This window comes from Vibrio profundi (assembly GCF_043642225.1).
Lineage (GTDB): Bacteria > Pseudomonadota > Gammaproteobacteria > Enterobacterales > Vibrionaceae > Vibrio > Vibrio profundi_A.
Window position 1 is genome coordinate 217,370 of record NZ_JBHZSF010000001.1, and the last position, 23,492, is coordinate 240,861.

A 23,492-nucleotide genomic window follows, 5' to 3' on the forward strand; every position below is an offset into this window, starting at 1 on the left:
TTATGAATATCAATCACCGCACATTTTTATCCGTCATTACGGCGTTAGCCTTGAGTTTTGGGCTCTTTAGCCCTCAGGTTTCAGCGGCAACAGCAACAGCCAGCGTCAGCAAAAACCAAGTCACGAAAGACGAAGTATTTCAACTTAGAGTCACGATTGATCAAAAGGTCAGTTCTGATGAACTCGACCTAAGCGTACTGGAAAACAACTTTTATTTAGGCCGCCCTAGCTTTGGGACGTCGATGAATATTGTTAACGGAAAACGCAGTGTTCGCAGTGAATGGACGGTATCTATTGCGCCACTCAGCCTAGGGACACTGACGATTCCAAGCTTCACTATCGACAGTGCTAAAACTCACCCCATTAATATAAAAGTATCGGTTGATAAAAGCGCTCCGAAGCAAAGTGATATGGCCGAGTTCAACCTCAAGCTCGATCAACAACAGCTCTACCCGAGTCAAAGCTCGCAGCTCGATGTAAAACTCATCATCAAAGCGGATCCAAGGCGCTTACAAAACCCGAAGATTACCCCTCCAAATGCAGACGGTGTGGATGTCACTCCTATCGGGGAATCCAAGCAATACCAAGCGGTGTATGAAGGGGTTGAAGTGACGGTTGTTGAACAGTCATTTAGAATCACTGCCACTTCACCAGGAAGCTTTCAACTTAATGGGCCAAAACTAACAGGGGCTGTCATTTATGGTGATCGCTACTCAAATGCCACTAAACTCATTCAGCTAGATACAAAGGTCAAAACTTTCGATATTGAAGTGCTGCCTATCCCTGCATCATACCAAGGCACTTGGCTTCCAACGCCTAAGTTTGTTTTAGGGCAAACGTGGACAACCGGAGATGGCAGTAAACTTGATCATCTGACAACGGACTATGAAGCGAAAGTCGGAGACTCGATCACTCGAACCATTACGATGCATGCGGAAGGGCTAACAGAACAACAGTTACCTAACCTCGCGATAGACTATCCAAATAGTGTTCGAGTGTACGAAGAAAAGCCGCAGTTTACCCAAACTGAAACTGGACAACCCATTGTCATATTCAAACAAGTCATCATCCCAAAACAAGCGGGAACGATTTCTCTGCCAGAGGTAAAGCAGTCATGGTGGAATACAACAGAAAAAAGACAGCAATCTAGCCAAGTTTCGGGGCTAACTTTGACCGTCGAAGAAGGCGAACAGGCTGCGGCTCCGTTACCCGCAATCAACCAGCCAGCTCCTTCCGCAGAAGTCGTGACAATACAAGATGCGGGTCACTGGCCTCTTTTGACAACTGTCTTTGCATTGCTATGGGCTGCAAGTTCTATCTTAGCTTGGTGGTTTTGGAGAAAAACCAAATTAGCACCCTCAAAAAATGAAGAGCCGATTTCAGCAGAGCAATTAGATGCCACTCAAGCGCTCATCGCAGCGATTAACGCTAAAGATGGCATGAAAGTGCAAGCCTGCTACACAAACTGGCTAGCGCTTTCCTCAGCAGGGAACACCGAGCTGAAAGCGCAAGCTACCGAAGAGGTCGCTCAGTTAAATCGCTCGCTTTACGCTAAAGGTGCGAAGGATACGGTGGAAAGTTGGAATCCGGTCGCTCTACGCAAGCTGGTAAAAATGAAGCAGTCCGACATTAAAACGCAAGACTCACCTCTTGCTCCACTTTAAATAAAAATGCCGACACGTTTGTGTCGGCATTTTTTATTTATCAATTCAGCGCTGTTATGAACACGATTCACTCAATTTAGTTTGGCGCTCAGGGGCAAAGACGATTTGATTCCGGCCTGAGTCTTTAGCTCGATATAACGCTTCATCCGCTAAGTTATACAAGGTTTCAAAATTCAAGTTTCCATAGTGAGTCTGAAGGGTCGTGTAGCCAACCGATGCGGTCAGAAACGAGCCTGTACTTGTATCGCAGTGAGGAATTTGTGCATCTTCAATCGACTGACGCACACACTCCGCTCGCTCTCTCACTTCTTCATCATTGGTATCAACCATTAAGAGCACGAACTCTTCACCGCCGATCCGACAGACCGTTTCTACATCGTTATGTAGATGAGAGCTAAGTATCGTCGCCACTTTTTTTAATGCGGTATCCCCTTGCGTGTGACCATAAGCATTATTAAACAATCCAAAGTGGTCTAAATCGATGAGAATCAACCCAAACACAGTGTCCTGATCTCGTTGAATTTCACAGAGCTCTTCCATCACCTGCGCGAGCATGCGTCGGTTGCCTAAACGAGTAAGAGGATCCAGTTTAGAAATAAGATCCAGTTGGTGGTTTGCAATTTCAAGTTGCTGCGTTCGATTTCTAACTTCTTGTTCTAACCGTTCGTTAAAAATCTTCAGCTCTTCCTGCGCTTTCGTTCTCTGCAGTACTTCCGCCAAACTTGATGCAAAAATTCGAATAACTTCCCTTAGCTGAGAAGTTAATGGACTGCGAGTCAACAAGTTATCAGCTGCAATAAATGCCATCGGGACATTACTATTGCTGGTTAACATGGTCATTGCCGTCCAACCAAAACCTACAATATGGTAGTCATGATAAATCGGGACCGACTCTTCAAACGCGACTTGGTTTGGCTGAGATCGTGCAGAACTCACAATGGAACGGTCGACCGTTTCTGAGCGATAGTACGACTCATCCACAATGTTTCCTTGAATATCTGTTCCCCATGTCCCCTGCATGTGAGTACATTCCGCGTCGGTTAGGAAAACCGCAAACCTGTCTATGCCTAAATGCTGAATTGCAAAGCTAACCGCGGATTTACATACCTCGCTGACGCTATCACAGCGTGACAACTCCACCATACTAGAGTGAAGCATTCGTATATTTTCTTCTTGGCGTTTTCGGATGTAGATCTGAGAAAGCAGTGAGCCGAATGACTCAAGCATTTGACGTTGATAATGCGTCACGGGCTGACGGTTAATATAGTTGTCCATCGCAATCCAACCGATTGGCTTATCACCTTCGCGAAGAATTAGCATCCCATTCCAACCCTGACCGACAACTTGCCCTGAGGTATAAAGAGGTGCCTCTTCGACAATCACTAAATTGGTTTTAGAATCTGATAAGGCCTCGATGTATTCTTCTTCAAGTTGGTGCAAATCATACTGAGTATGATGCTCAGCAACGGTGTTGCCCTTTTCATCCGTTCCGTATGTACCGCTAAAGCAACGTTTTTTCATATCAAGCAACATGAAAACCGTTCGGTCAAACCCTAACCTATCTCTGACCGCTTCAACCGATTCTTTATACAGTGCATCTAAGCTGTCTGGATTGGACATCTCCAACGCCAGTTGATGCACTAATTGCATGTTTTCTACAAACTTCTGCCTAAGTTTTATTTCATCGAGATACTGCGCTTCACGTGTATCTCGATGCTTGATTTCAATCGCTGCGTTCTTTTCTGCACGAATACATTGCCAACGCGCTGCTGCTAACTGAAGCACATCTAAATTGGTTTCAAAGGCGCTGTTGGCTTTTTCTTCCTCACACCCTTCCACAATCAAATATGTACGTGATGCAGGAGCGTTATCAAGCATCAAAATAAACGATTCGCCCCCCAAGTCCTCACTGTGATCCCACTGGCATGTATTGATGGCTAAGGGGATCACACCGTCCGCAGTATCAAACTGCGATGCCCATGGCCAGAAGGTGGCAGGATAATTTTCTAGCGGAGTCAATTCACCGAGAGAATAGAGCGGGACGTGGTGCCCTGAAATGGCAGGATCAGAATAGATCGCGATACCCTTTGGATTAAGCACTTCGAACAAATAACCGAATATAAACTCCGACAGCAGTCGATGATCTCGAGTCGCTGATACTTGTTTGGTAAACGCTTTGACAGGCACGGCTTTCATCCAAGGGTAATTATCATTGTTAAAAAATACCCAAGCATTAATATGCAATCAATCTAGTGAAAAACCAGTTGTTAATCGCGTCGCATTTCCTATCATTTGGTTGCCACAAGCTAGAGAAGGGCAACAAAAATGGGATTTCTTTTCCATTTCTTTTCGATACGGCATCCCATTAACAGGAAGAAAAAAGCCCCACATTATGTGGGGCAAAAGTACCATCGCTTATAGTTATAGTGTTTTATATCAATAATTATTCGCCTGTTAGCCGAAATCGCCGTTTACGTAACCTTTGGTTCGATCATCTTTAGGCTCGCTAAAAATAACGCTAGTTTCATTGTGTTCAACTAACTCTCCCATCAGGAAGAAGGCCGTTCTATCTGAAATACGACGTGCTTGTTGCATCGAGTGAGTCACAATTACGATCGTATAGTCTTTCTTCAACTCTTCCATCAACTCTTCAATTTTATGAGTCGCAATTGGATCGAGTGCCGAAGTAGGCTCATCCATTAAAATAACATCTGGTTCCATCGCAATAGTACGAGCAATACACAAACGCTGCTGCTGACCACCAGATAATCCAAAAGCATGTGATTTCAAACGGTCTTTCACTTCATCCCACAGAGCAGCACCACGTAAAGAGCGCTCTACCACTTCATCAATGTGCTTTTTGTCTTTAATACCTTGAGCACGTAGACCATAAGCAACGTTCTCGTAAATGCTCATTGGAAACGGGTTTGGCTTTTGGAAAACCATGCCGACTTTAATACGCAAATCCGCTACATCGATATTGCCGTAGATGTCGTCACCGTCCATCTCTAATAGGCCAGTGATCTTCACACCTTCGATCAGATCATTCATGCGGTTCAAACAGCGAAGTAGCGTAGATTTACCACAACCTGATGGACCGATAAGGGCCGTCACTTGACGCTCTGGAACCGGTAGATTGATCGATTTCAGCGCTTGGTTTTCACCGTAGAAAAGGTCTAAGTCTTTGATGTTAAATTTGTTCATTTCTTTAATCTCTTAATTCGTCAATATTCGTAGTGCTTTTTGCTGACATCAATAGCTGCTATAGCCAATAAATGTGAATGCAAAGCTAGTAAGTAGCAGTATTAAAGCGGCTTGCTATCAGCTTAGTGATAGTGTTGATAGCCAGTACAAGCACAATCAGTACTGTTGCTGTTCCGTAAGCTTGGTTCCACTCTTCTATAGTGAATAGCTCCGTTGTCAGCTTATATAAGTGAACCGTTAGCGTTCGACCTGAATCCAATAAAGAATCCGGAATTCGAGCAACCATACCTGCGGTTAAAAACACAGGGGCAGATTCACCGATTACACGACCAATACTAAGAATGACCGACGTTAAGATACCTGGCATTGCACTTGGCAAAATTAAGCGCCAGATAGTGTAGATTTTTGATGCTCCAAGTCCGTAAGAACCTTCACGATAAGTTTGGGACACCGCCATTAATGCTTCTTCTGTCGTACGAATGATGACTGGCAAAATTAGGATACTTAGCGTTAACGCACCCGACAGAATCGAGAAGCCTAAGCCCAAAATTGCAACGAAGAATGTCATACCAAACAGACCAAAAATGATCGATGGAATACCCGCAAGCGATTCAGTACAGAAACGGATAACTTTCACTAACCGACTGCCAACTTTGGCATATTCGGTCAAATAAATCGCCGTCATGATCCCTAGCGGCGCAGCCACTGCAATCGACGCAATCACCATATAAATGGTAGAGATAATCATCGGGAAGATACCGTGCTCATCTCCTGTACGCGTGTAGTCGTCGGTAATAAATTTCCAATCGACGTGCTGCAGACCATTCGAAAGGATGTACCACATAATCCAGAATAAGAAGCCAACCGTTAGAGCGGCCGCCGCCCAGATAAATGCGCTTAAAATAGTATCTTGGCGGTGACGAGCTTTCTTCAGTTTCACCGTGTCGAGCTTAGCCATTTGTGCGCCCGCTTTATTGATAGTAGACATTGCCATTACCTCGCCTTCTCACGGTTTAAATAAAGCAGAATTGCGTTTAGAGACATGATGAAAATCAGCAGCACCACACCTGTTGCGTACAGCGCATTGGCGTGAACACCACTTGCGTAAGACATTTCGATAGCAATGTTGGCCGTTAAAGTACGAGCCGAGTCTAAAATGCCTTCCGGCATTGCTGGCGCATTACCCATAACCATAATAATCGCCATGGTTTCACCAAGTGCACGGCCAATACCTAGAATGACACCAGTCATAATTCCTGAGCGCGCTGCTGGTACTAACAATTTGAAAATCGTAAAGATTTTAGATGCACCAAGTGCCAATGAACCTTCTTTGTAAGTTCTTGGTACCGCACGGATTGACGTCTCTGAAACGGTAATCACAGTGGGTAGAATCATCACACCCAGTACGATGATACCGGCAAGAATCGTGTTACCCGCTGGCACTTGGAAAACGTTTTGAATCAGCGGAACGATGATGACCAAACCAAAGAAGCCATAAACCACTGAAGGAATACCTGCGAGCAGCTCAACAGCTGGACGAATAATATTCGCAAGACGCTTGGGTGCGATTTCAGCAATAAAAATCGCCGTTAATACACCAATTGGAACACCAACTACGACGGCACCCAATGTCGACACGACAGAAGCAACAATCATGGTCGCTACGCCATACAAGGCAGGTGGAAGCCAATCTTGGCCAAGAACGATGCCAGAAACCCCGGCTTCTTGGAACGCTGGGATACTTTCTTTAACAATGAAGTAAGCAATAACAGCGAGAGAAACAATGCCGATTACTGCACTAGTAAGAAACAAGCCGTGAAAGATACGTTCTTTCCAATCAACGCGTTTCTTCGTACGCAAGCCACGCTTACTTTGAGTCGCGTTGCTTTGAGGAAGCTTTTCACTATTGGTTGCGATGGTCATATTTAAAGTCTCAAATGTCGAGTTGCGAATAATAAAAAACACACAACTGTTCAAAATGGGATAGAAAAGGCTCAGCCCGAAAAAGTGGGCTGAGCAATAATTAGAGTGTTACAAGATTAGTTAACTGAGATGTAGCCTTTTTTCTCAACGATAGCTTGAGCTTCGTCAGTCAGCATCCAGTCTAGGAATTTTTGAGTTTCAGCTGTTGGCTTGCCTTCTTTGTATAGAACAAGGAATGGGCGAGCGACTTGGTAAGAACCGTTTTTCACATTATCTACAGACGCTGGCGTGCCGTTGATGTCTAGTGCGTTTACTGAACCATCAACAGTGCCTAGAGAAATGTAACCAATTGCGTACGGGTTAGACGCAACCATTGTTTTCAGAGCGCCGTTACCGTTAGCAACTTGAGCACGTTGAGAGATAGCAGAAACTTTCTTACCAGAGATTTTCTTCTTCAGTTTCATGATGTCTTCGAAAGCACCACGAGTACCAGATGCAGTATCACGAGTGATTGCTACGATTGGCTTGTCTGCGCCGCCAACATCTTTCCAGTTTGTTACTTCACCTTTGTAGATAGCCGTTACTTGCTCAGCCGTTAGACCTTTAAGACCATTCTTAGGGTTAACCACTACTGCAATACCATCACGTGCAACCACTTCTTCTACTAACGCCGATTCTTTTTCAGAAGATTTAAGGTTACGAGAAGACATACCTAAATCAGCACTGCCGTTTTTCGCAGCTTTAACACCAGCTGAAGAGCCTGGGCCTTGCACTTCAATAAATACGTTTGAGTTTGTTTTCATGTATGTTTCAGAGAAAACTTCCATCAGTGGAGTCACGCTGCTTGAACCAACTGCTGAAATAGTTTCTTTAGCTGACGCCGGAGTCACTGCTAGTGCACCTAAAAGAGCGATTGCACCGATTACTGTCTTTTTCATCACAATTTCCTTAAGTGGCCTTATTGCCGTTGTGTTTCACTTGAACGAGGCTTACTTTAGATTTTGAATATGACAGTTGTGTTTCACTTAATTGAAGCCTATGTGACAGATGAAATAATCGTTATTTACTGACTAGATTGTTATCAACTTGCCTACGAAACCACCCATTTAATAAGATCTCGTACAACTTACAAAATAATGCACATTCCCCCCTCAAGTTTATCTAATCAATTCATTACAAATTGTAATGCCTTATTAATTGATTTATCAGATGTAACAGATAGAATCATTGCTTACACACTTACAATTATAATAATAACCATTCTCATTTAGTAGACGTACACATAAAGGGTTATCAGATGCGACAAATACTTAGTGGCTTATCCATCAAGATTCAAATATTAGTACCAATGCTGTTTTCCGTCGTGCTACTAGTCGGCGGTATCACCATTGGCGGGGAAAACTTAGAACACGCATTTGAAGAAGTGTCAGTAGCAACAGAAGATCTAATTCTTCATAAAGAAGAGTTAAGTGAAATCGTGGATAACAGCTATGGCATGCGTATCAAAGCAATATATAGCTTATTCAACCCAGACGATGTGAAGACACTGGTGCAAACCTTGTCTCAAAAGCAATCGGACAATACTCGCCTATTGAACTCTATCGATACCGTTCCTGGTATGCAGGACGAAGTAAAAGCCATGCGTAAAGCGATGAACCACTATGTGGAGTTTTCTCGCAACACCATGCTGCCTTTACTGAACACTAAGCACCATGAACTCTATCCTGCACCGGACTTTGAAGCGAAATACCAAGCTGCCTCTGCACAATACAGAAATGCAGGGAATGAAATGGTAAAAGCGATCAATAACCTGTCTAAAGAGCTCAACCGTATCGCCATCGACAACGTCGAAACTAATGGAGCAAAACACAGCTCTACTCTTAACTCTGCGATCATTGGCCTACTGGTCGTACTGTCGATCGCACTGATTAGCAGCTGGGTATTAGCAGGCGTTATCGTTTCTCCAATCCGTAACCTTCAGCAAACCATGCGTGAAGTCGCGAAAGGTAACCTATTGGTGAAAGCCGATGAGGAAGGAAAGAACGAGATTTCTGAGTTGGCGCAAGACGTAAACTCAACCGTCGATCAGCTTAGAGAAACAGTTGGCTCACTGATGCGTATCAGCGTTGAAGTGGCATCGGCTTCCACTGAGCTGGCTGCAGTAATGACGCAATCCAGTGTCAACTCTGATCAAGAGAAACAAGAAGTTGAGCAAGTTGCTTCTGCCGTGAATCAGTTAGAAAGCACTGCGACTCACGTGAATGAAAATGCGGTTAGCGCAGATTCAGCTTCCAAACAAGCGGATTCAATGGCGGCACGTAGCTTAGAGTTATTTGAGCAAAGCAACCAAGCTAACGACAAAATGGCTATCCAGTTAAGCGATGCCGCTGAAGTTGTCGGTAACTTGAAAGAGCAATCTGAAAAGATTGGTAATGTCATTGAAGTGATTCAAAGCATTTCAGAGCAAACTAACCTACTGGCACTAAACGCAGCGATTGAAGCCGCGCGTGCTGGTGAAAGCGGCCGAGGCTTCGCTGTGGTTGCGGATGAAGTTCGTATGTTGGCAGCTCGTACTCAAGACTCAACGAAAGAAATCCAAACCATCATCGAAGGCTTACAATCTCAATCTGGAACAGCCAACGAAAGCATGCATAGCTCATTGAGCATGCTTGAGCAGAACCAGCAACTCGCCAGTGAAGTAAGTAATTCATTATCTAGCATCGTTAACTCAATGGCAGATATGACTGAAATCAACACGCAAGTGGCGTCTGCAGCTGAAGAGCAAAGCCAGGTGACGTCTGATATTAACCGTAATATCACCAACATTTACGAGTTAGTCAGCCAAAACGTAACCGGTATTACTCAAGCAGCCGCTGCCAGTCATGAGCTTTCTGACTTAGCAGAACGTCAAAAACAGCAACTAAACTACTTTAAAGTTTAAACGCTCACCAAAAATAAATGCTCAATATAAAAAAGGCCGCGGAAAAGTTCCGCGGCCTTTTTATTTCAAACAGTGAGCTTTATGGTTCTACGCTGGAGTTTGGCTCAGCGACTAACAGTACACTTAGTTCATACTGAGCAGCGTTGTATTGATAAACTTCAGCATTGATGGTGTCAAACACCATGACACTGCTTCCATCCCCAGCCGACGTGTTAGACCATAAGTAAGCTTCAAAATCACCTTGCTCAAAATTGAACGTATTACCAAACGCTTTTGAGCTCAAAGCCGGCGCATAACAAGCCACTTCTTTAAGTGAGACCAACTCTTTGATGTTAGGCATTCTCCAACGTTCAACACCAGCAAACTGATGAAGCTCATGGTTGCCATCCACATCATTGACAGATTCAATCATGGTTAAGGCACTTTGCCAAAAGTATCGTTCCGCTGTTCCAGTACACTTTTTAGAAGAAGCATTCCATGTTTTGCCAACTTGACAACGCATCCAGGTAAGACCCGTTAGCATATCAGTAACAGTGCCATTTTCATGAGCAAAGTAACGTGTGTTGGATGCCGTTTTCGTGATATCTGCGCTGCACTCTTGGGCGATGGCCGTCGTTGAACATAATGCTAGTAATGTCGTAGATAGTAGCTTTTTCATCATTATTTACCCTGTAGTGAAACGAGACGAGCTGGGAATTGGTAAGAGTCATCATTATCGGCGTCGACAGCATCGGTGTAGATCTCAGTATTACTGATTGCACCTCTCTCTGTGCCCAACATGCCTAATTGGTTATAGAAGACCGCTCCTTCCGTGATATATGGGGAGTAGTTGTTGAAGTTAATCGCGTGGCTCCATACCGTCCCATATTTCGAGTATTCGCTACCAATTGTTTGATGTGGAAAGTACTTATGGCTTAAGCCATAAACAGCACCACTTTCATGTTTTTCTGTCTCGCCGAAATCAATAATGTTATACATCTCATGCAATTTAGGTAGACGCCAATCCGTTTGGCCACATAAATTCAGTCCATTAATGTACTCGACATAATCTTGAGTCGTGCAAACCGCATCACCAGCATCATGACAAGTTGCCATCGCTAAATCTTTAGAGAATGGCGTCACCTCATTTGGGATCTCCAAGGCCAAGATACGGTCTTTGTGCTGGATAGACGCTTCATCATTCTTTTTCACTTCCCAAATCAAGCCACTTCTTTTATCAAGCACACATGACCAGTCATCCACCGCATCGTCGAGTTCATTACCCGTATCATCCAGTTTTACAAACTGAAAACCTTTGCCTGTATTCGCATCAACATCCGTTTTATCGAAACCAAATTCTGCGTCTTGGCCAGGGAAATCACTCGGTGCATCGACAGCGTCTTCTGAGTCGTTGGCATCCGTGAAGTAAAGCTGAACACCCGTATCATTGATGGCGGTTGCCGCTTTGATTTTTTCTTTCACTTCCTGCAAGAAAGTGGCAATCTCACCTTCCGACAACTGCCCACTCGTATAATCGGCGCTACTCTCACCAAACGTCGCACTCACTTGAGCCAACATGTAGGCGCGATTATTTGAATCGATCGCCTTGATGGTAGAAATCACATTTTGCTCTAAGTCTGCAAGTTCGGTCGCTTCAAGGTTGTCTTGAATATCGCCATTTATCGTAATGCCTTTAGCTTCTAGCTGTGCTTTGAGTTTGAGGTTGGCTTGATCGATGGTCAATCCATCAGCCATGTAACCGGCCAGTAGTGAGCTAACCCCATTGATGTCATTACCTCTGGATTTAGAAATACCCGGCGCAGCAATATAAACGGTCGAGTTACTAGCACCATTGAGACTTCTAGCTGCTACCCCTGTTTCCACTTCGGAAAGGATAGGCAAAGTTAAAATACTTTTATTGGTACTTGTAATAGAGAACTCACCCTCGGAGTTAGCTTGGGTATTAGGCTCATCATCATCACACGAAAAGCTTTCATTCAAATCGACACACACCTTACTGTCGAGTGCGACATTTTGAGCGACGACCTTACCAGAGACGGTATAAGTAGGTACTGACGTGTCGGAACTGTCCGAGCCACAGCCAGCAAGAGCCAAAGACATGGCCAAAAGGGTTAATTGTGGTTTCATATTTATTTTCTTCTTGGATGTTGTATTACAGATTTACGGGTTGAAACGAACTGGCGTAGCGCCAGCATGAATAAAATAATCAGGCTAGGAAGCGAGCTCGCACCACCAGAGCTGCCACTGCTAGTCGCTTCCGTTTTTGTGCTCGGCTTTGCCGCAACATCACCGCATTCATATTGTTCGATATGACCAACGGTCCATTGCTTTAAGATGCCAGAGTCTTCAGAAATATAATCTGCGACCTCTAAGCGCCACGTCCCCCAACCGAGCTCCCCTTTGAAAGCTTTCATCACGTCATCATGTTGGACGGTGAAATACCCTTCAAAACCAGCATGTTTTGTTGAACGATGACTAAGGAGTGTGACTCTTGTACCTCTTGGAGAAGTGAGCGTCACAGAAAGGTCTGACAGTTTTGAATGCTCAATATCAAGGAACACCCCAAACATGTCATCCACCACAATCGAGCGGTCGGCGACGGTATAATTGAAGCTCTTTAGTCCTATAATCTGTTGATTTGAATCCGTTAATTTTGCATCAGGAAGATTAGCGTTGACCTGCTTTGCCTCAGTTTCAAATAGGGGGAGACCATAGACGATGTCTGACGATTTCAGCCATTGCTGGTTCTGTAAGCTAGGATCAAATTGATAATCAACTTCCGTGTTTAGCTGCAAAGATTGACCGCAGACTTTGCCCTCGGGCAGCATCAGCTCGACATTAAGTTGGGCAAACTTATCACTTGAAAACCCATGGCGAGCCTCCTCTACCGACAACTCCCCATTAAGCGATGCTTGACGGCCAGTCGGGTACAAATCGAGAGAGACGGGGTGCTCTGGGTGAACATATTTCGTCGCCATTTCTAAGACAAAAGGCTCAACCAATAAGCCATGGACCGCGAAATTTTCCGCTAAGATTTCAGCGTAATCTCTATTGGGGTAGAGTTTTTCAGCAACAAAGAGCATGTTCTGCGCGAGGTCGTGCATCTTTAAGCCTCGCCCCAAGCCATACATAGACTCAAGAACAATAGTGTCAAACTCTTCAAATGCCGCATTTTGATATCGCTTAACCGCTTCTTTTAGCGATTGAAATAGAGGAGTCGACCATAATTCGTCACCCAATTCGCCTGCGACGCTTTCATGAGCTCGGTATTCAGATTGTTGAATGTATCGGGCTCTTTGGTTCCATAAACTTCGGGTGCCTTTCTTCGTTCCGAAATAGCCGTCCCAGTTAAATACCGTATCAATTTCAAACTCTTGTCCGGCGGTATTTGCCTCTTGATACTGCATTCGGTAGCTATAACTACCCGCCCAGTAATCGCCAAGCCCTTCGCCAATGGCGCCGGTATGCCCGTATGCCCAGTCTTTGACAATTTGATAATGGATCCCATGCCCAAGTTCATGCAACACCACATCGGCATCGAGTGCATCTGGCGAACCTCCGCCAACGCCAAACACTGCCACTTGGGGCCCAAAGTAGTACGATGAATTATTGGCTGATAAACCCCGCCCATCGAAACGAAGAGGGGTATCGAACAACGAAAACCCGAGGCTTTCGATGTATCGGATAGATTGATCGAGATGAGTAAACGCCATCAGTTGAGCAAACTCAGGTTCTTGCCACTCGACCGCCTGAATTGCGTCTAGACTGGCAAAGCTTTCCACCCCTTCAGCAGGAAGAAACGCATTGCTATCGCGGTTCACCACTTCTTGAGTTTGTGCATCCAATGTATAAAGCGCAGCAGCATCCACTTGAGTCACGCGCTCGTTGCTCAAATAAAACGCCTCACCCGATTTCAATACATCTACCGACTTTGTCACGTAGCGTGGTGAACGATCGTACTGAGAAAGCTCCGTCATCAAAGAATCCGGCGCAGGATCTCGATGCATCGTTCGTAGATCAGGGTTAAAAACTCTGACGTTTGCCGATACTATTTCGCCACTGTCTAAACTTGGTGGAAACTCCCCCTCTAGCCGACGTGGAGCCTCTAACTCTGACGCCACACTGGCTACGCCATTTCTAAGAACAGTATCTTCCAAACTTTTATAAACGCGCATGATAGAGCCATCATGATCTGTACTCACGACCATTGCGCGCTGAGGTTGGTACTCTCCATTAACCAATACATCAAAGTTGTAATGTGAACCTAGCTTGGACTCGGCTTGGTAACGGAATCGGTAACTCCCTGCTTCAGCGTAAGCCTGCTCTAAATAAGCCAAGGCTTCTTGATGGCTAGTGACCGTAATATTCGCTGACGGATAATCCCATTCCGCGGCATGGCTCTGGCAAGCTAATGCTCCCACAGCGCATGCGAGCGCGATCAGTGAAGGTAAATTAATAGTCATCTTCACTCCTTAGAATTCGTACTTAGCGTTAACGGTAAAGTAACGGCCAGGCTGAGTTGAATAGCCTTTATCAGAGTCACTGATACCGCCCACGTCTTGATAACGAATGTAGTTTTTGTCCAGCAAGTTGATGATGTTTGCGCTGACATTAAAGTCACGAGTGAGCGAATAGCTCGCACCTAAATCAATCGTCGCCCAACCCGATGTCCTGGCACATTCCGTTTCCAAACCAATATCAGTTGAACAAGATGGGACTCTGTCCATTGATTGCGCCCAGTTGACCATCGAGTACGCCGAAAAGCTTTCGTTGTCGTACGTCAGTTCAACATTACCTTCCCATGGTGTTAGTGTTCTTACGTAATGACCTTCACCATCTTTTCCATCAACATAACCAGCTTTAGTGCTGATCCCCCAATGTTCCGTTAACCGATGAGCTAACGAGACTTCGATGCCATAAGTCTCGACTCCACTTATGTTCTGATATTGCTTCAAATACACTCCCTGGTCGTTCATGCCGATTTCTTTGATATCAATAAAGTTTTCAAATTTTTGAAAAAACACGGCGGTATAGAACTGGGTATCACCATCATCAAACTTACTGCCCACTTCAATTGAGTCACTGGTTTCCGCTTCAAGGTCCATATTAGGGGTGATCAAAAATGGCGTAAGTGGAACAAAGTCATGATTGTTGTAGCCGTAGGCTTTATCGTAAGTCGGCGCGCGGTAACCGTGGCTGTAAGAGACATAAGTGTTGAGTGAGTCACTCCAGTAGTAGGCAGCAGAAAGGCTTGGAGACCACTCACTGCTGTCCATATCTTTCACTTCAAAACCTTCGATTTCGCTATCTTGGTCCGGCTGTAAACTGTGTAAGTCAAAACGTAATCCACCTGTTAATGTCCACGCTTGCAGTTCAATGACGTCACGAACATAACTACCGAAACTGTAGGTACGAGCAGGAGCAAAAGGCTTTTTGTTAACCTCATTCACTCCGTTCCAATCCATAGTCACAGTATTACTCGGGCGTTCGTATCGACTCGTCGTCGCGGTAAATCCATACGCCAGTTCATGGTTCAAACCAAACCAATCTGCGTTCGCCAGAAGATCAATATCAGTACCAAATAGTTCATCGTGAAAGTCGCGCTGTTCAATGGTACGACGACGCCTTACTTGGTTATTTTCCTCACGCCACATCAGACGATTGGTATTTTCTATCGTTCGTGTGTTGCGGCTATAAAGCGTCGCATCAAGCTCACTGAACCAAACACTTGCTGATTGATATTCCAGCCCAACGAGGAAGCCAAACTCTTCCAAGCTTTCTTGCTCATCGAACGTTTCGATTTCCCAAATACCGTCTTTTTGAATCGACGCTGAGCCTTCATTGCGGCTTAGTTCGCTGTTGTAATAGTCTGCTTTAGCTTTCAACATCAAAGCATCCGACCAATGATGATTTAATGTGTAACTGCCGCTTACCCCTTCGAGGTCCCTTTGATACAAATCTTGTTCAAAATTTCGAGTTTCATTCCCCGTCCAATACGCCACATTGATGAGGCTTTCCGTTTCGCCTAGACGAAAAGCGACGTTACTTGAGCCTTTGTATTTGTCACTAAGGCCGGTGTAGGTTGTCGAAACATCACTATAGAAATCCTGATCTTGCAAAAAATCCTCAGGTCGTTTGGTTTCTACGATCACCACACCACCGATTGCTCCTGAGCCATGTAACGATGAGCTCGCCCCTTTCACTACCTCGATAGATTTCACATTCGACATATCGAACGAGTTTCTTCCAACCTTATCGTTAATGTCAGATGCGCCATAACCATCAGACGACTTAACCCCGTCTTTGACGATCACGATACGATTCCCCGTCATACCACGGATAGTCACGTTTTGAGGACGCCCCGCTCCGCCCGTAACACTCACTCCAGGCTCTCCTTTCAAAGAGTCATAGAGTTCGGTCGCACCTTTCTTTTCTATCGTTTCCCCATCAAAAACAGCAATCGAACCCGCCACTTCCGAGAGTGGTTGCTCTATCTTGTTGGCACTGACGACGACCTCTTCAAACTGAGAATACTCAGAATTGGCGTGCACGACATTGGCAGCCAGTACTTGGAGTACTGCCGCTGAAATTGGTAAAAGCTTCATTTACTGCTCCGCTTTAAACGCTTGCTGTTTTAGTGATAAAAGAAATGCGTATTCAAACGCTTGTTGAGACAAGGCATTACGCCGATCGGTGGAATGGCCTTGATTGAATTGAGTAGACAGTAAGTACGGGCCTTTGCCAGAACTCACCGATTTGAGTTTTTCGAAGTATTTCGCCCCTTCCCAATAAGGTACGCGGCGATCATTAAAACCTACTTGAACAAGCACTGGTGGGTAGTCTTGCGCACTTAGGTTTAAGTACGGGTCGTATTGCTTCATGACTTCGAGCTGTGTCGCGATATTTGGGTTACCCCACTCGCCATATTGCTGAGCCGTTAAAGGCAAAGAAGTGTCCGACATGCTATTCACCACATCCACGAACGGTACTTTTAACACTGCGCCAGAGAACGCATCAGGAGCTTGATTTAAGGCAGCGGCAACCAAGGTTCCACCCGCACTTGCACCCATCGCGTATACCGGACGCTTGCCATGGCGGTACTCTTTCAAACCCTGAGCAGAAGCAACGAAATCTTGAACACCGTTACCTTTCTTCAACCCTTTACCAGCTTGATACCAAAACTCGCCATAAAAACCACCTCCTCGAACGTGAGCGATGGCATAGATCACCCCTTTATCCAACAAACTGATTATTTGAGGCATAAAGTAGGGCTTCATTGTCATGCCATAAGCCCCATAACCATAAAGAAGAACAGAGCTATCATCGGTCAGCGTATCTTTGCGGTAAGCCAATGTCACCGGCACTTTCGCACCATCCGAATTCACGGTGATTTGCTCTGTGTGATAAGCCGATTCTTGATAGTGTGGGTATTGATCCTGTGATAAAAGCTCTCGCTTCAATGTCGCTGTATTCAGCCTTTCCCATTTCGCTGGTTGAGTCATCGACATACTGCGAATATGCAGTTTGTTACTTTTAAAATCCCCAACTTGGCCCACCCAAGAAACTTGCCCCGGTTGAGCTATCAGCTCACTAGCACGATAGGTGTTATCGTTATCAAAGAAGTGCAGAGATTGAGTTGCGCCTTTTTGGCTAATCACCACAGTCCCAGAGTCAAATAGGTAGAAATTACTGACTTTCGACTCATCATCCGGTTCGAATACGGCTTTCCACGATTCAAGATTTGACACCTGTCGTAGTGGAGATGAATAAACACCAAAACCGCTTCGAGCATGATTGCTATTAATATATGCACGAGAATCCTGCACATCGAGGTAGTATTCTTTCCCTTCCTCGCGAGGCAAGATTGGTGGCGAAAGTTCACCACTCACCAAATTGAGTAAACGCTGTTCACTTGCCTGTTCATTGTTAGATTGCACAACCGCAAACTGTCGATCACTGGAAAGGTAAAACGAGATCAACCACCCCATGTCGGACTCATGATAAAGACGCGTGGGTTGTTGAGTGTCGACGGAATAACTCGTCAACGCATATGGCCTTGCCGTTTGTTCCTCAAGTTCAATCAAAAACAACGATTGGTCATCGGCTGACCACGTCAATGTGCTATCCACATTCTCTGCAATTGATGATACTTCTCGTGTGTTTAGATCAATGACCTTCACCTGATAGAGCTCAGAACCAGACGTATCTTCTGCAATCGCAAGTTTGCTTCGATCTGAATTTAATGCCCATGCTCCGAGCTGGTAGTAATCAAAATGTTTAGCTCGAGTGTCGATATCAAACAGAACTACAGAGTTTGTATTCCCCGCCACTCGAGAAAGTAATACTCGCCCACCCTTTTTTGTTTGAATGGAATATTCAAACCCATCAATTTCGCGCCATGGTTTTTCAGAGCGCGTAGGGCGATTTTCTTGCCAACTTTTTAATAACGATTCGCTTTCGGAGCGAATCTTATCTTGATAAATATTTGTTTTATCATTTTGTTTATTAAGGTAATTGATAACTTTTTCTTTGCTGCGTGAGTCATCTCTCATCCACGAGAATTGATCGGTCGCACTCACACTTCCCGAGACAAAAACGGCCAAAAGTAACCACTTAAAAACTTTCATAAACAAGACAAATCCATACGCCAATTTGATAAATTTCGCGTATATTGCACTCAAACGATAATGAGATCAATTATCATTTTCATAATTTAGTGATTTTTGTCTCAATTAATATTTCAGAAAGTGCTAACTTGATAGGGTTTTGTATGGGTAATTGTAAGGAAGGCAGTGAATAACTAGTCAGTCCTGTCGATGGCTGCTGTCATGAATTCGCTCTAATGCCTGAACTCGTTTCAGTTGGTCGGCAGGAAATGCATGATTACGCAAAGCGGCAATTTGAGTCGACTGCTGCTCTTTACTCAATGTTGCATCATTTAAAACTTCACCTCGCTGCGATAAATAATCACTAAGATCGGCTTCAAACTGCACTCTCTCTTCATCTAATGCTTCTAATCTTTGAGCAGCTTCTTCCCCGACAAGCTGAGTACGGTCGATATACTTTTGTTGGGAATCTAACGCATTTGTATTCGCGAGCTGCACCAATAAAGATTGGTTTTTCTGGCTTTGTTGAATGTACTCAGGCTGCAGATCCAATGTACTTTGCCATTGCTGGTAATAGTCTTCGTTATCGAAAGCGTCAGTCTGCAATTGCAGTTTTTGCAATGCCAATTCACGCATTCTATTGTCGTGTGCAAACAACAACTCTTGCTCTTGGGAAGTAAAAAATTGCATTTGAAGATCGAGCAAAGCATGGTGGAGACGAGTGAGAGATTCCAAGTTCAATGATGAACGGTACTCCAAATCCAGCTGTTGCAGTGCGGATTTGTACATCAAGTATTTCTCAAAGAGTTCTTCATCGACCATGCTGTCCGGCTGCTGTTTTTTAAATTCAGCCAAATTCGTGCCCATCTGTGGAAGCTCCACCTCCACTAAACCTGAAATGAAGTACTCCATCGTGTCTTTTGGCGAGCTCTGATCAATAGCGGTATCTTTCTGCGCAGAAACTTGTAGAACACTTTCTGAAGCCTCAACGGCTTCTTTACTCTGATGTGAAAAATAAAAGACCGCACCAGCACTCACCGAGGCAATCATAATCATTAGTGTGGTCTTTTTCATAGTCATTATCCTTTAAGCGTACGCTATAATCCCGCCAGTTTTAGACGGTTGGCGTGTTGGCGGTAAAGCGTGACAGGATCGGTTTCAAATAAATGATGGATACCTAATAAACCGTTGATTTCATCAAGGTGATTCATTTTATAGTCGTCACCAATCACTTTTCCTAAGTGCGCGCTACAAGTTCCAACCAAACCATCACTTGGCCCGTCAAACGCTAACCCTAGAATTGTCATTGCACCGTCGGTCGGATCGAGAAGGTTAGTGAAAGTAGAAGATCCTGTCCAAGAGTAGTAATAGACCCCATTCGAAGCCTGCCACTCGCCGTCACCGCACTCAGAAGTGGGAACACCTTCTGGATAAAATTCATTGAACGCAAGCGAGCCTTCAGTCGTCAACGCCTCCAAAGAAGCCAGCCCATCTTGTTCAAGATCACTGCCTCCTGAAAGCAAGTTAATCAAAGTCGTTAAGCCACTAGCAAGCTGAACAGCTATTGCTTCAGACACAGATCCTTCATCGACATTCCCTCTCACGAGATCAGCCACTTTCGACCCTTTATGGACCCCACCGATACTGGTTACTGAAGCGACAAGTTCTGGCCTTACTGAAGCGACGTATCGAGCTGTTGGGCCACCATGACTGTGTCCAACTAAGTTCACTTTTTCTGCACCGGTCACCGCCAGTAACGTTTCAACTTGAGCAAGCAGTTGCTCTCCTCTAATTTCACTGCTGTTCGTCGCGGAAACCTGTGCAACATACACACTCGCGCCGTCCTTCGTTAACGACTCAGGTACACCATAGAAGTAATCAACGCCCGCTAAGGTGTCGAAACCAAACAGGCCATGAACCAACAGAATTGGGTACTTGGTCTCTGTGTAACCACGAGTATCAAGTGCCGATGTACTGGCTCCGGCAAGCACATTCAAACTGGTCATGCATAACGCAGCCATCAGAAATATCTTTTTCAATGTTCCTTTCCTTAAACAAGTTAGACCTCGGATGAGAAGAAAAACGTAGAAGAGGAAAACTAAAAGTAGAAATTTATAAATTCAATTTCGTGAACTTAAATTGGAATTCAACAGAACTGTTGAACATCCATCTAGCCAGTCACTAATTTAGACTTAACTAATTAATTTATATTGATATTTTTACGTTTAAAACAAGGTATGGAACAAAAAAACGCTTCCTAGGAAGCGCCTTAAATACAGAGAATTATTGTGAGTAGCGTTCTCGTTCCGGTGCTTCTTCTACGTAGTCTATGAAGCTATGCGCGGCAATTTTCCCCATATGCTTCATGTCTGAACTGACTAATATCACTCGCCTCTTAGGCATGTGATCAACCACCAAAATCTGACGTTCTCTCAATAGTTCGAGAGCCTGCGATCCGGTGCCTTCATGGTATTTGACGTAGTACCTAACAAGTTCATTTCTAGACGTGGTATCGCTAGGAGTTAACGGCTTCGCTGGGTTAGCGTAAGACCCTAGCCCGTAGATTGTCGCCAACGTAATAGCAAAAACAACCATCGCTTTAAACACTAATTTATTTCTCATTTAGCGACTCTCTATTGAAAGTTAAGACCCCAGCTAACTAGCTTGCCTGTGTCTTGATTAGCACTATCGACCACACTTAATGTCCACTCGCCCTGCGACTCAAAGCCAGAGAAATCGACGTCGTAGTTAGTGCTGATATTACTTGCCGAACCACCCGTGTTATTGTGCAGTACCGCTTCACCACCGCTAGGAGAAGTCAGTGTTACTTTAAGATCACCGATATAAGTATGCTCAATATCAAGCGAGACAGAGACGACACCTGAATCGCCAGCGCGTGTTACGTTAATCGCACTAGTCACACCCACACTGGAATTGTCGGGAATAACAACGTTATCCGAGTTAGTGTAGCTTGCCGCGCCTCCAGTATTTCCGCCCGATTGGCTACCATTGTGAGAAGCCACTAACGATGCACCTTCATACGCTGCATAACCATAGATCAAAACTTGATACGTACCTGCTTGAGCATTTTCGATGACACATTCTTCACCGTTACCACCAGCCCACGAGCGGCAATCGTAACTTGCAGTTGTCGGCTCACTGTTGAACTTCACGTACATATCAGCATCACCAGTGCCACCAATTAGGCTGAATGAAGCAGACGTAGCGTCATTAGGCACTTCAAATGTATATACTGTACTTGAACGTAAGCTTCCTGAAATCGGCGATTTAGCGACGCCATTTTCTAAAACCAAATCAGCGTTATTCCCACCGTCAGGGCCATTACATCCAGCATCTAAGTACTCTTTCGCGGCATTAGTATTGATTAAGCCATAGCCAGTACGGTCATCTCGACCGGCAACATCAATATCTGTCGCCGTTGCTTTTAAAGCGTTACGAACTTGCGCGGCAGTACATTGTGGATGATAGCTCCAAACCAATGCAGCAACACCGGCTGCATGAGGCGTCGCCATCGATGTACCATTGTAATATTCATAGTCTTCACCAGTGGTCGTCGAAACCGTTACCGACTGGCCAGAGGCATTGGCGAGCTCAAGCCCAAGCGCGCGATCCACCGTGACAGATACCATTGAGTAACGGTTGTTATCATCAAGCACAAATGGATTTTGTAAACCTGAAAGCTCTTCATTACTGTAAACAATTGCCGCTTCTGCACCTGCATTAAAACACGCTTCGACCGGGTCGATTTCTGGTCGGTAGCCGGTTCTCTGGTTTTCAATACGTTCCGTCAAACACACTTTGCCCTTCATATCACCGCAGTCATACGCATTCGAAGAAATATCACACGATGCCAAATCGCCTGTCACCGTCCCAGCCACTGGGCTCGACTGATAACTGCCCGTTCCGTCCAACGTTTTACGGTTATGTGGTACCACTCCACGTTCAAAATAACTCACACCATTCAAACGAATATCAGACAGAACCCCTTCACCAACCGTCACCGTCGACAGTACCGCTACGCCAGGAGCGGCCACTTCCACTTGGTCAGTAGCTTGCGAGAAAGCGGCATGATGGCTTTGATTATCCGTCGCGGCGATCGACATGACTGAGTCATAAGAAGCTGGGTAACTGTGCGCGGTGTTACCAGAGTTACCAGCCGCCGCAATCAGCAACACGCCATTGTCGTACTGGTCTTGCAAGGCATCACGCTCTGTTCGGCTCGACTGGCTGCCACCTAAGCTCATGTTCACCACATTTGCTCCATTTTGGGCACACGTATCAATTGCTTTCACTAAGCTCGACGAATACCCCCATCCGGACTCGTTAAAAACTTTAACAATATGAAGGTTAACATTTTGGTTTGCCATGACGCCGACGACGCCTTCACCGTTAGCGATTGCCGCAATCGTTCCTGCTACGTGTGTACCATGGGCATTGTTATTACCAGGATTGCTCCACTGGCCGGTACCACTATCATTGGTTCCGTCTACTTGGTTACCACTTAGGTCGTTATGACTGAGGTCGTAACCAGAATCAATAATACAAACCGTTCGATTTCCTGAATTTTCGTCCGTGAGATCGGCAACATTGATAGCACCTTGTCCCCACGGAGTCGTTTCACTTAACAGAAATCTTGGCGGATCGACTTCTATGTACTCGACATCCGCATTCTGTTTCAGGCTAGCTAAATCAGCCGAAGAAAGCTCAACACTATAAATAGAGTCTGAACCCAACTTCTCGACTTTTTCTGCATTAACACGATCTAAAACAGACTCTTGCACCATACGAGCACCCCAAAACGGATTGAGCCCCATAGTTGATGGAATGGAAGAATCCGAGTCCTTAAATTTCACCATATATTTAACGGGTAAATCTGCTTCATTCATTTGCATTAAAGGTGAAGCATTAGTGTTGGTTGCCACTGACAGCGCCGCTGCTAATACACTAATTTTTAGCAACTGCTTATTTTTATTATTGGTATTTTTCATTTGCTCTTTTCCTTGTTGGAGCGATGTTTATTCACAACTGATAACTTATTACTCACAAAGAACAATAAATCACCAGGGGAAGAGCTATAGATTCACACTTAATATTTATCAAATGAATATCAAAACGAACGCACATGCATGCACA

At 44.8% G+C, this 23,492-nt stretch carries 16 protein-coding genes; 2 read left to right on the top strand and 14 right to left on the bottom strand.

Annotated features, from left to right (window positions below; translation table 11 throughout):
* Positions 1-2 precede the first annotated feature (2 nt).
* Positions 3-1,664, top strand: coding sequence for a BatD family protein (locus ACHUFI_RS01075; RefSeq protein WP_394246278.1), 1,662 nt, complete (start codon positions 3-5; stop codon positions 1,662-1,664).
* 54 nt (positions 1,665-1,718) lie between these two features.
* On the opposite strand, the gene ACHUFI_RS01080 is transcribed toward ACHUFI_RS01075, so the two are convergent.
* From ACHUFI_RS01080 to ACHUFI_RS01100, 5 genes are all read right to left on the bottom strand, one after another.
* Positions 1,719-3,851 (bottom strand): sensor domain-containing diguanylate cyclase, encoded by a 2,133-nt coding sequence (locus ACHUFI_RS01080; RefSeq protein WP_394246279.1) that lies wholly within the window; start codon positions 3,849-3,851, stop codon positions 1,719-1,721.
* A gap of 267 nt (positions 3,852-4,118) precedes the next feature.
* Positions 4,119-4,868, bottom strand: coding sequence for a phosphate ABC transporter ATP-binding protein PstB (pstB, locus tag ACHUFI_RS01085; RefSeq protein ID WP_394246281.1), 750 nt, complete (start codon positions 4,866-4,868; stop codon positions 4,119-4,121).
* A gap of 85 nt (positions 4,869-4,953) precedes the next feature.
* Positions 4,954-5,826, bottom strand: coding sequence for a phosphate ABC transporter permease PstA (gene pstA / locus ACHUFI_RS01090; RefSeq protein WP_394246941.1), 873 nt, complete (start codon positions 5,824-5,826; stop codon positions 4,954-4,956).
* A 35-nt stretch (positions 5,827-5,861) separates the two neighbouring features.
* Positions 5,862-6,791, bottom strand: coding sequence for a phosphate ABC transporter permease subunit PstC (gene pstC, locus ACHUFI_RS01095; protein ID WP_394246283.1), 930 nt, complete (start codon positions 6,789-6,791; stop codon positions 5,862-5,864).
* Positions 6,792-6,907: 116 nt separating this feature from the next.
* Positions 6,908-7,729, bottom strand: coding sequence for a phosphate ABC transporter substrate-binding protein (locus tag ACHUFI_RS01100; RefSeq protein WP_394246285.1), 822 nt, complete (start codon positions 7,727-7,729; stop codon positions 6,908-6,910).
* Positions 7,730-8,088: 359 nt separating this feature from the next.
* Between ACHUFI_RS01100 and ACHUFI_RS01105 the strand changes: the two genes are divergently transcribed.
* Positions 8,089-9,732 carry a methyl-accepting chemotaxis protein gene (locus ACHUFI_RS01105; protein ID WP_394246286.1) on the top strand — a complete coding sequence of 548 codons (1,644 nt, stop codon included), beginning with the start codon at positions 8,089-8,091 and terminating at the stop codon, positions 9,730-9,732.
* A gap of 79 nt (positions 9,733-9,811) precedes the next feature.
* Here the strand turns inward: ACHUFI_RS01105 and ACHUFI_RS01110 are convergent, their stop codons facing one another.
* The 9 genes from ACHUFI_RS01110 to ACHUFI_RS01150 form a co-directional block, all read right to left on the bottom strand.
* Positions 9,812-10,390, bottom strand: a complete 579-nt coding sequence (locus tag ACHUFI_RS01110) for an Lcl C-terminal domain-containing protein (protein WP_394246943.1) — start codon at positions 10,388-10,390, stop codon at positions 9,812-9,814.
* Between the two features lie 2 nt (positions 10,391-10,392).
* Positions 10,393-11,859, bottom strand: a complete 1,467-nt coding sequence (locus ACHUFI_RS01115; RefSeq protein WP_394246287.1) for an Lcl domain-containing protein — start codon at positions 11,857-11,859, stop codon at positions 10,393-10,395.
* Positions 11,860-11,861: 2 nt separating this feature from the next.
* Positions 11,862-14,195: a proprotein convertase P-domain-containing protein gene (locus ACHUFI_RS01120; protein WP_394246289.1), complete on the bottom strand. Its 2,334-nt coding sequence runs from the start codon at positions 14,193-14,195 to the stop codon at positions 11,862-11,864.
* 9 nt (positions 14,196-14,204) lie between these two features.
* Complete coding sequence (locus ACHUFI_RS01125) at positions 14,205-16,337, bottom strand: TonB-dependent hemoglobin/transferrin/lactoferrin family receptor (RefSeq protein WP_394246290.1); 2,133 nt, start codon at positions 16,335-16,337, stop codon at positions 14,205-14,207.
* Positions 16,338-18,359 (bottom strand): prolyl oligopeptidase family serine peptidase, encoded by a 2,022-nt coding sequence (locus ACHUFI_RS01130; RefSeq protein WP_394246292.1) that lies wholly within the window; start codon positions 18,357-18,359, stop codon positions 16,338-16,340.
* Positions 18,360-18,536: 177 nt separating this feature from the next.
* Positions 18,537-19,412, bottom strand: a complete 876-nt coding sequence (locus ACHUFI_RS01135) for a lipase secretion chaperone (protein WP_394246294.1) — start codon at positions 19,410-19,412, stop codon at positions 18,537-18,539.
* A gap of 23 nt (positions 19,413-19,435) precedes the next feature.
* Positions 19,436-20,344, bottom strand: a complete 909-nt coding sequence (locus tag ACHUFI_RS01140; RefSeq protein WP_394246945.1) for a lipase family alpha/beta hydrolase — start codon at positions 20,342-20,344, stop codon at positions 19,436-19,438.
* 277 nt (positions 20,345-20,621) lie between these two features.
* The gene (locus ACHUFI_RS01145) at positions 20,622-20,960 is read right to left on the bottom strand and encodes a hypothetical protein (RefSeq protein WP_394246296.1); all 339 of its coding nucleotides are present in this window, start codon (positions 20,958-20,960) and stop codon (positions 20,622-20,624) included.
* 11 nt (positions 20,961-20,971) lie between these two features.
* Complete coding sequence (locus tag ACHUFI_RS01150; protein WP_394246297.1) at positions 20,972-23,347, bottom strand: S8 family serine peptidase; 2,376 nt, start codon at positions 23,345-23,347, stop codon at positions 20,972-20,974.
* Positions 23,348-23,492: the final 145 nt, after the last annotated feature.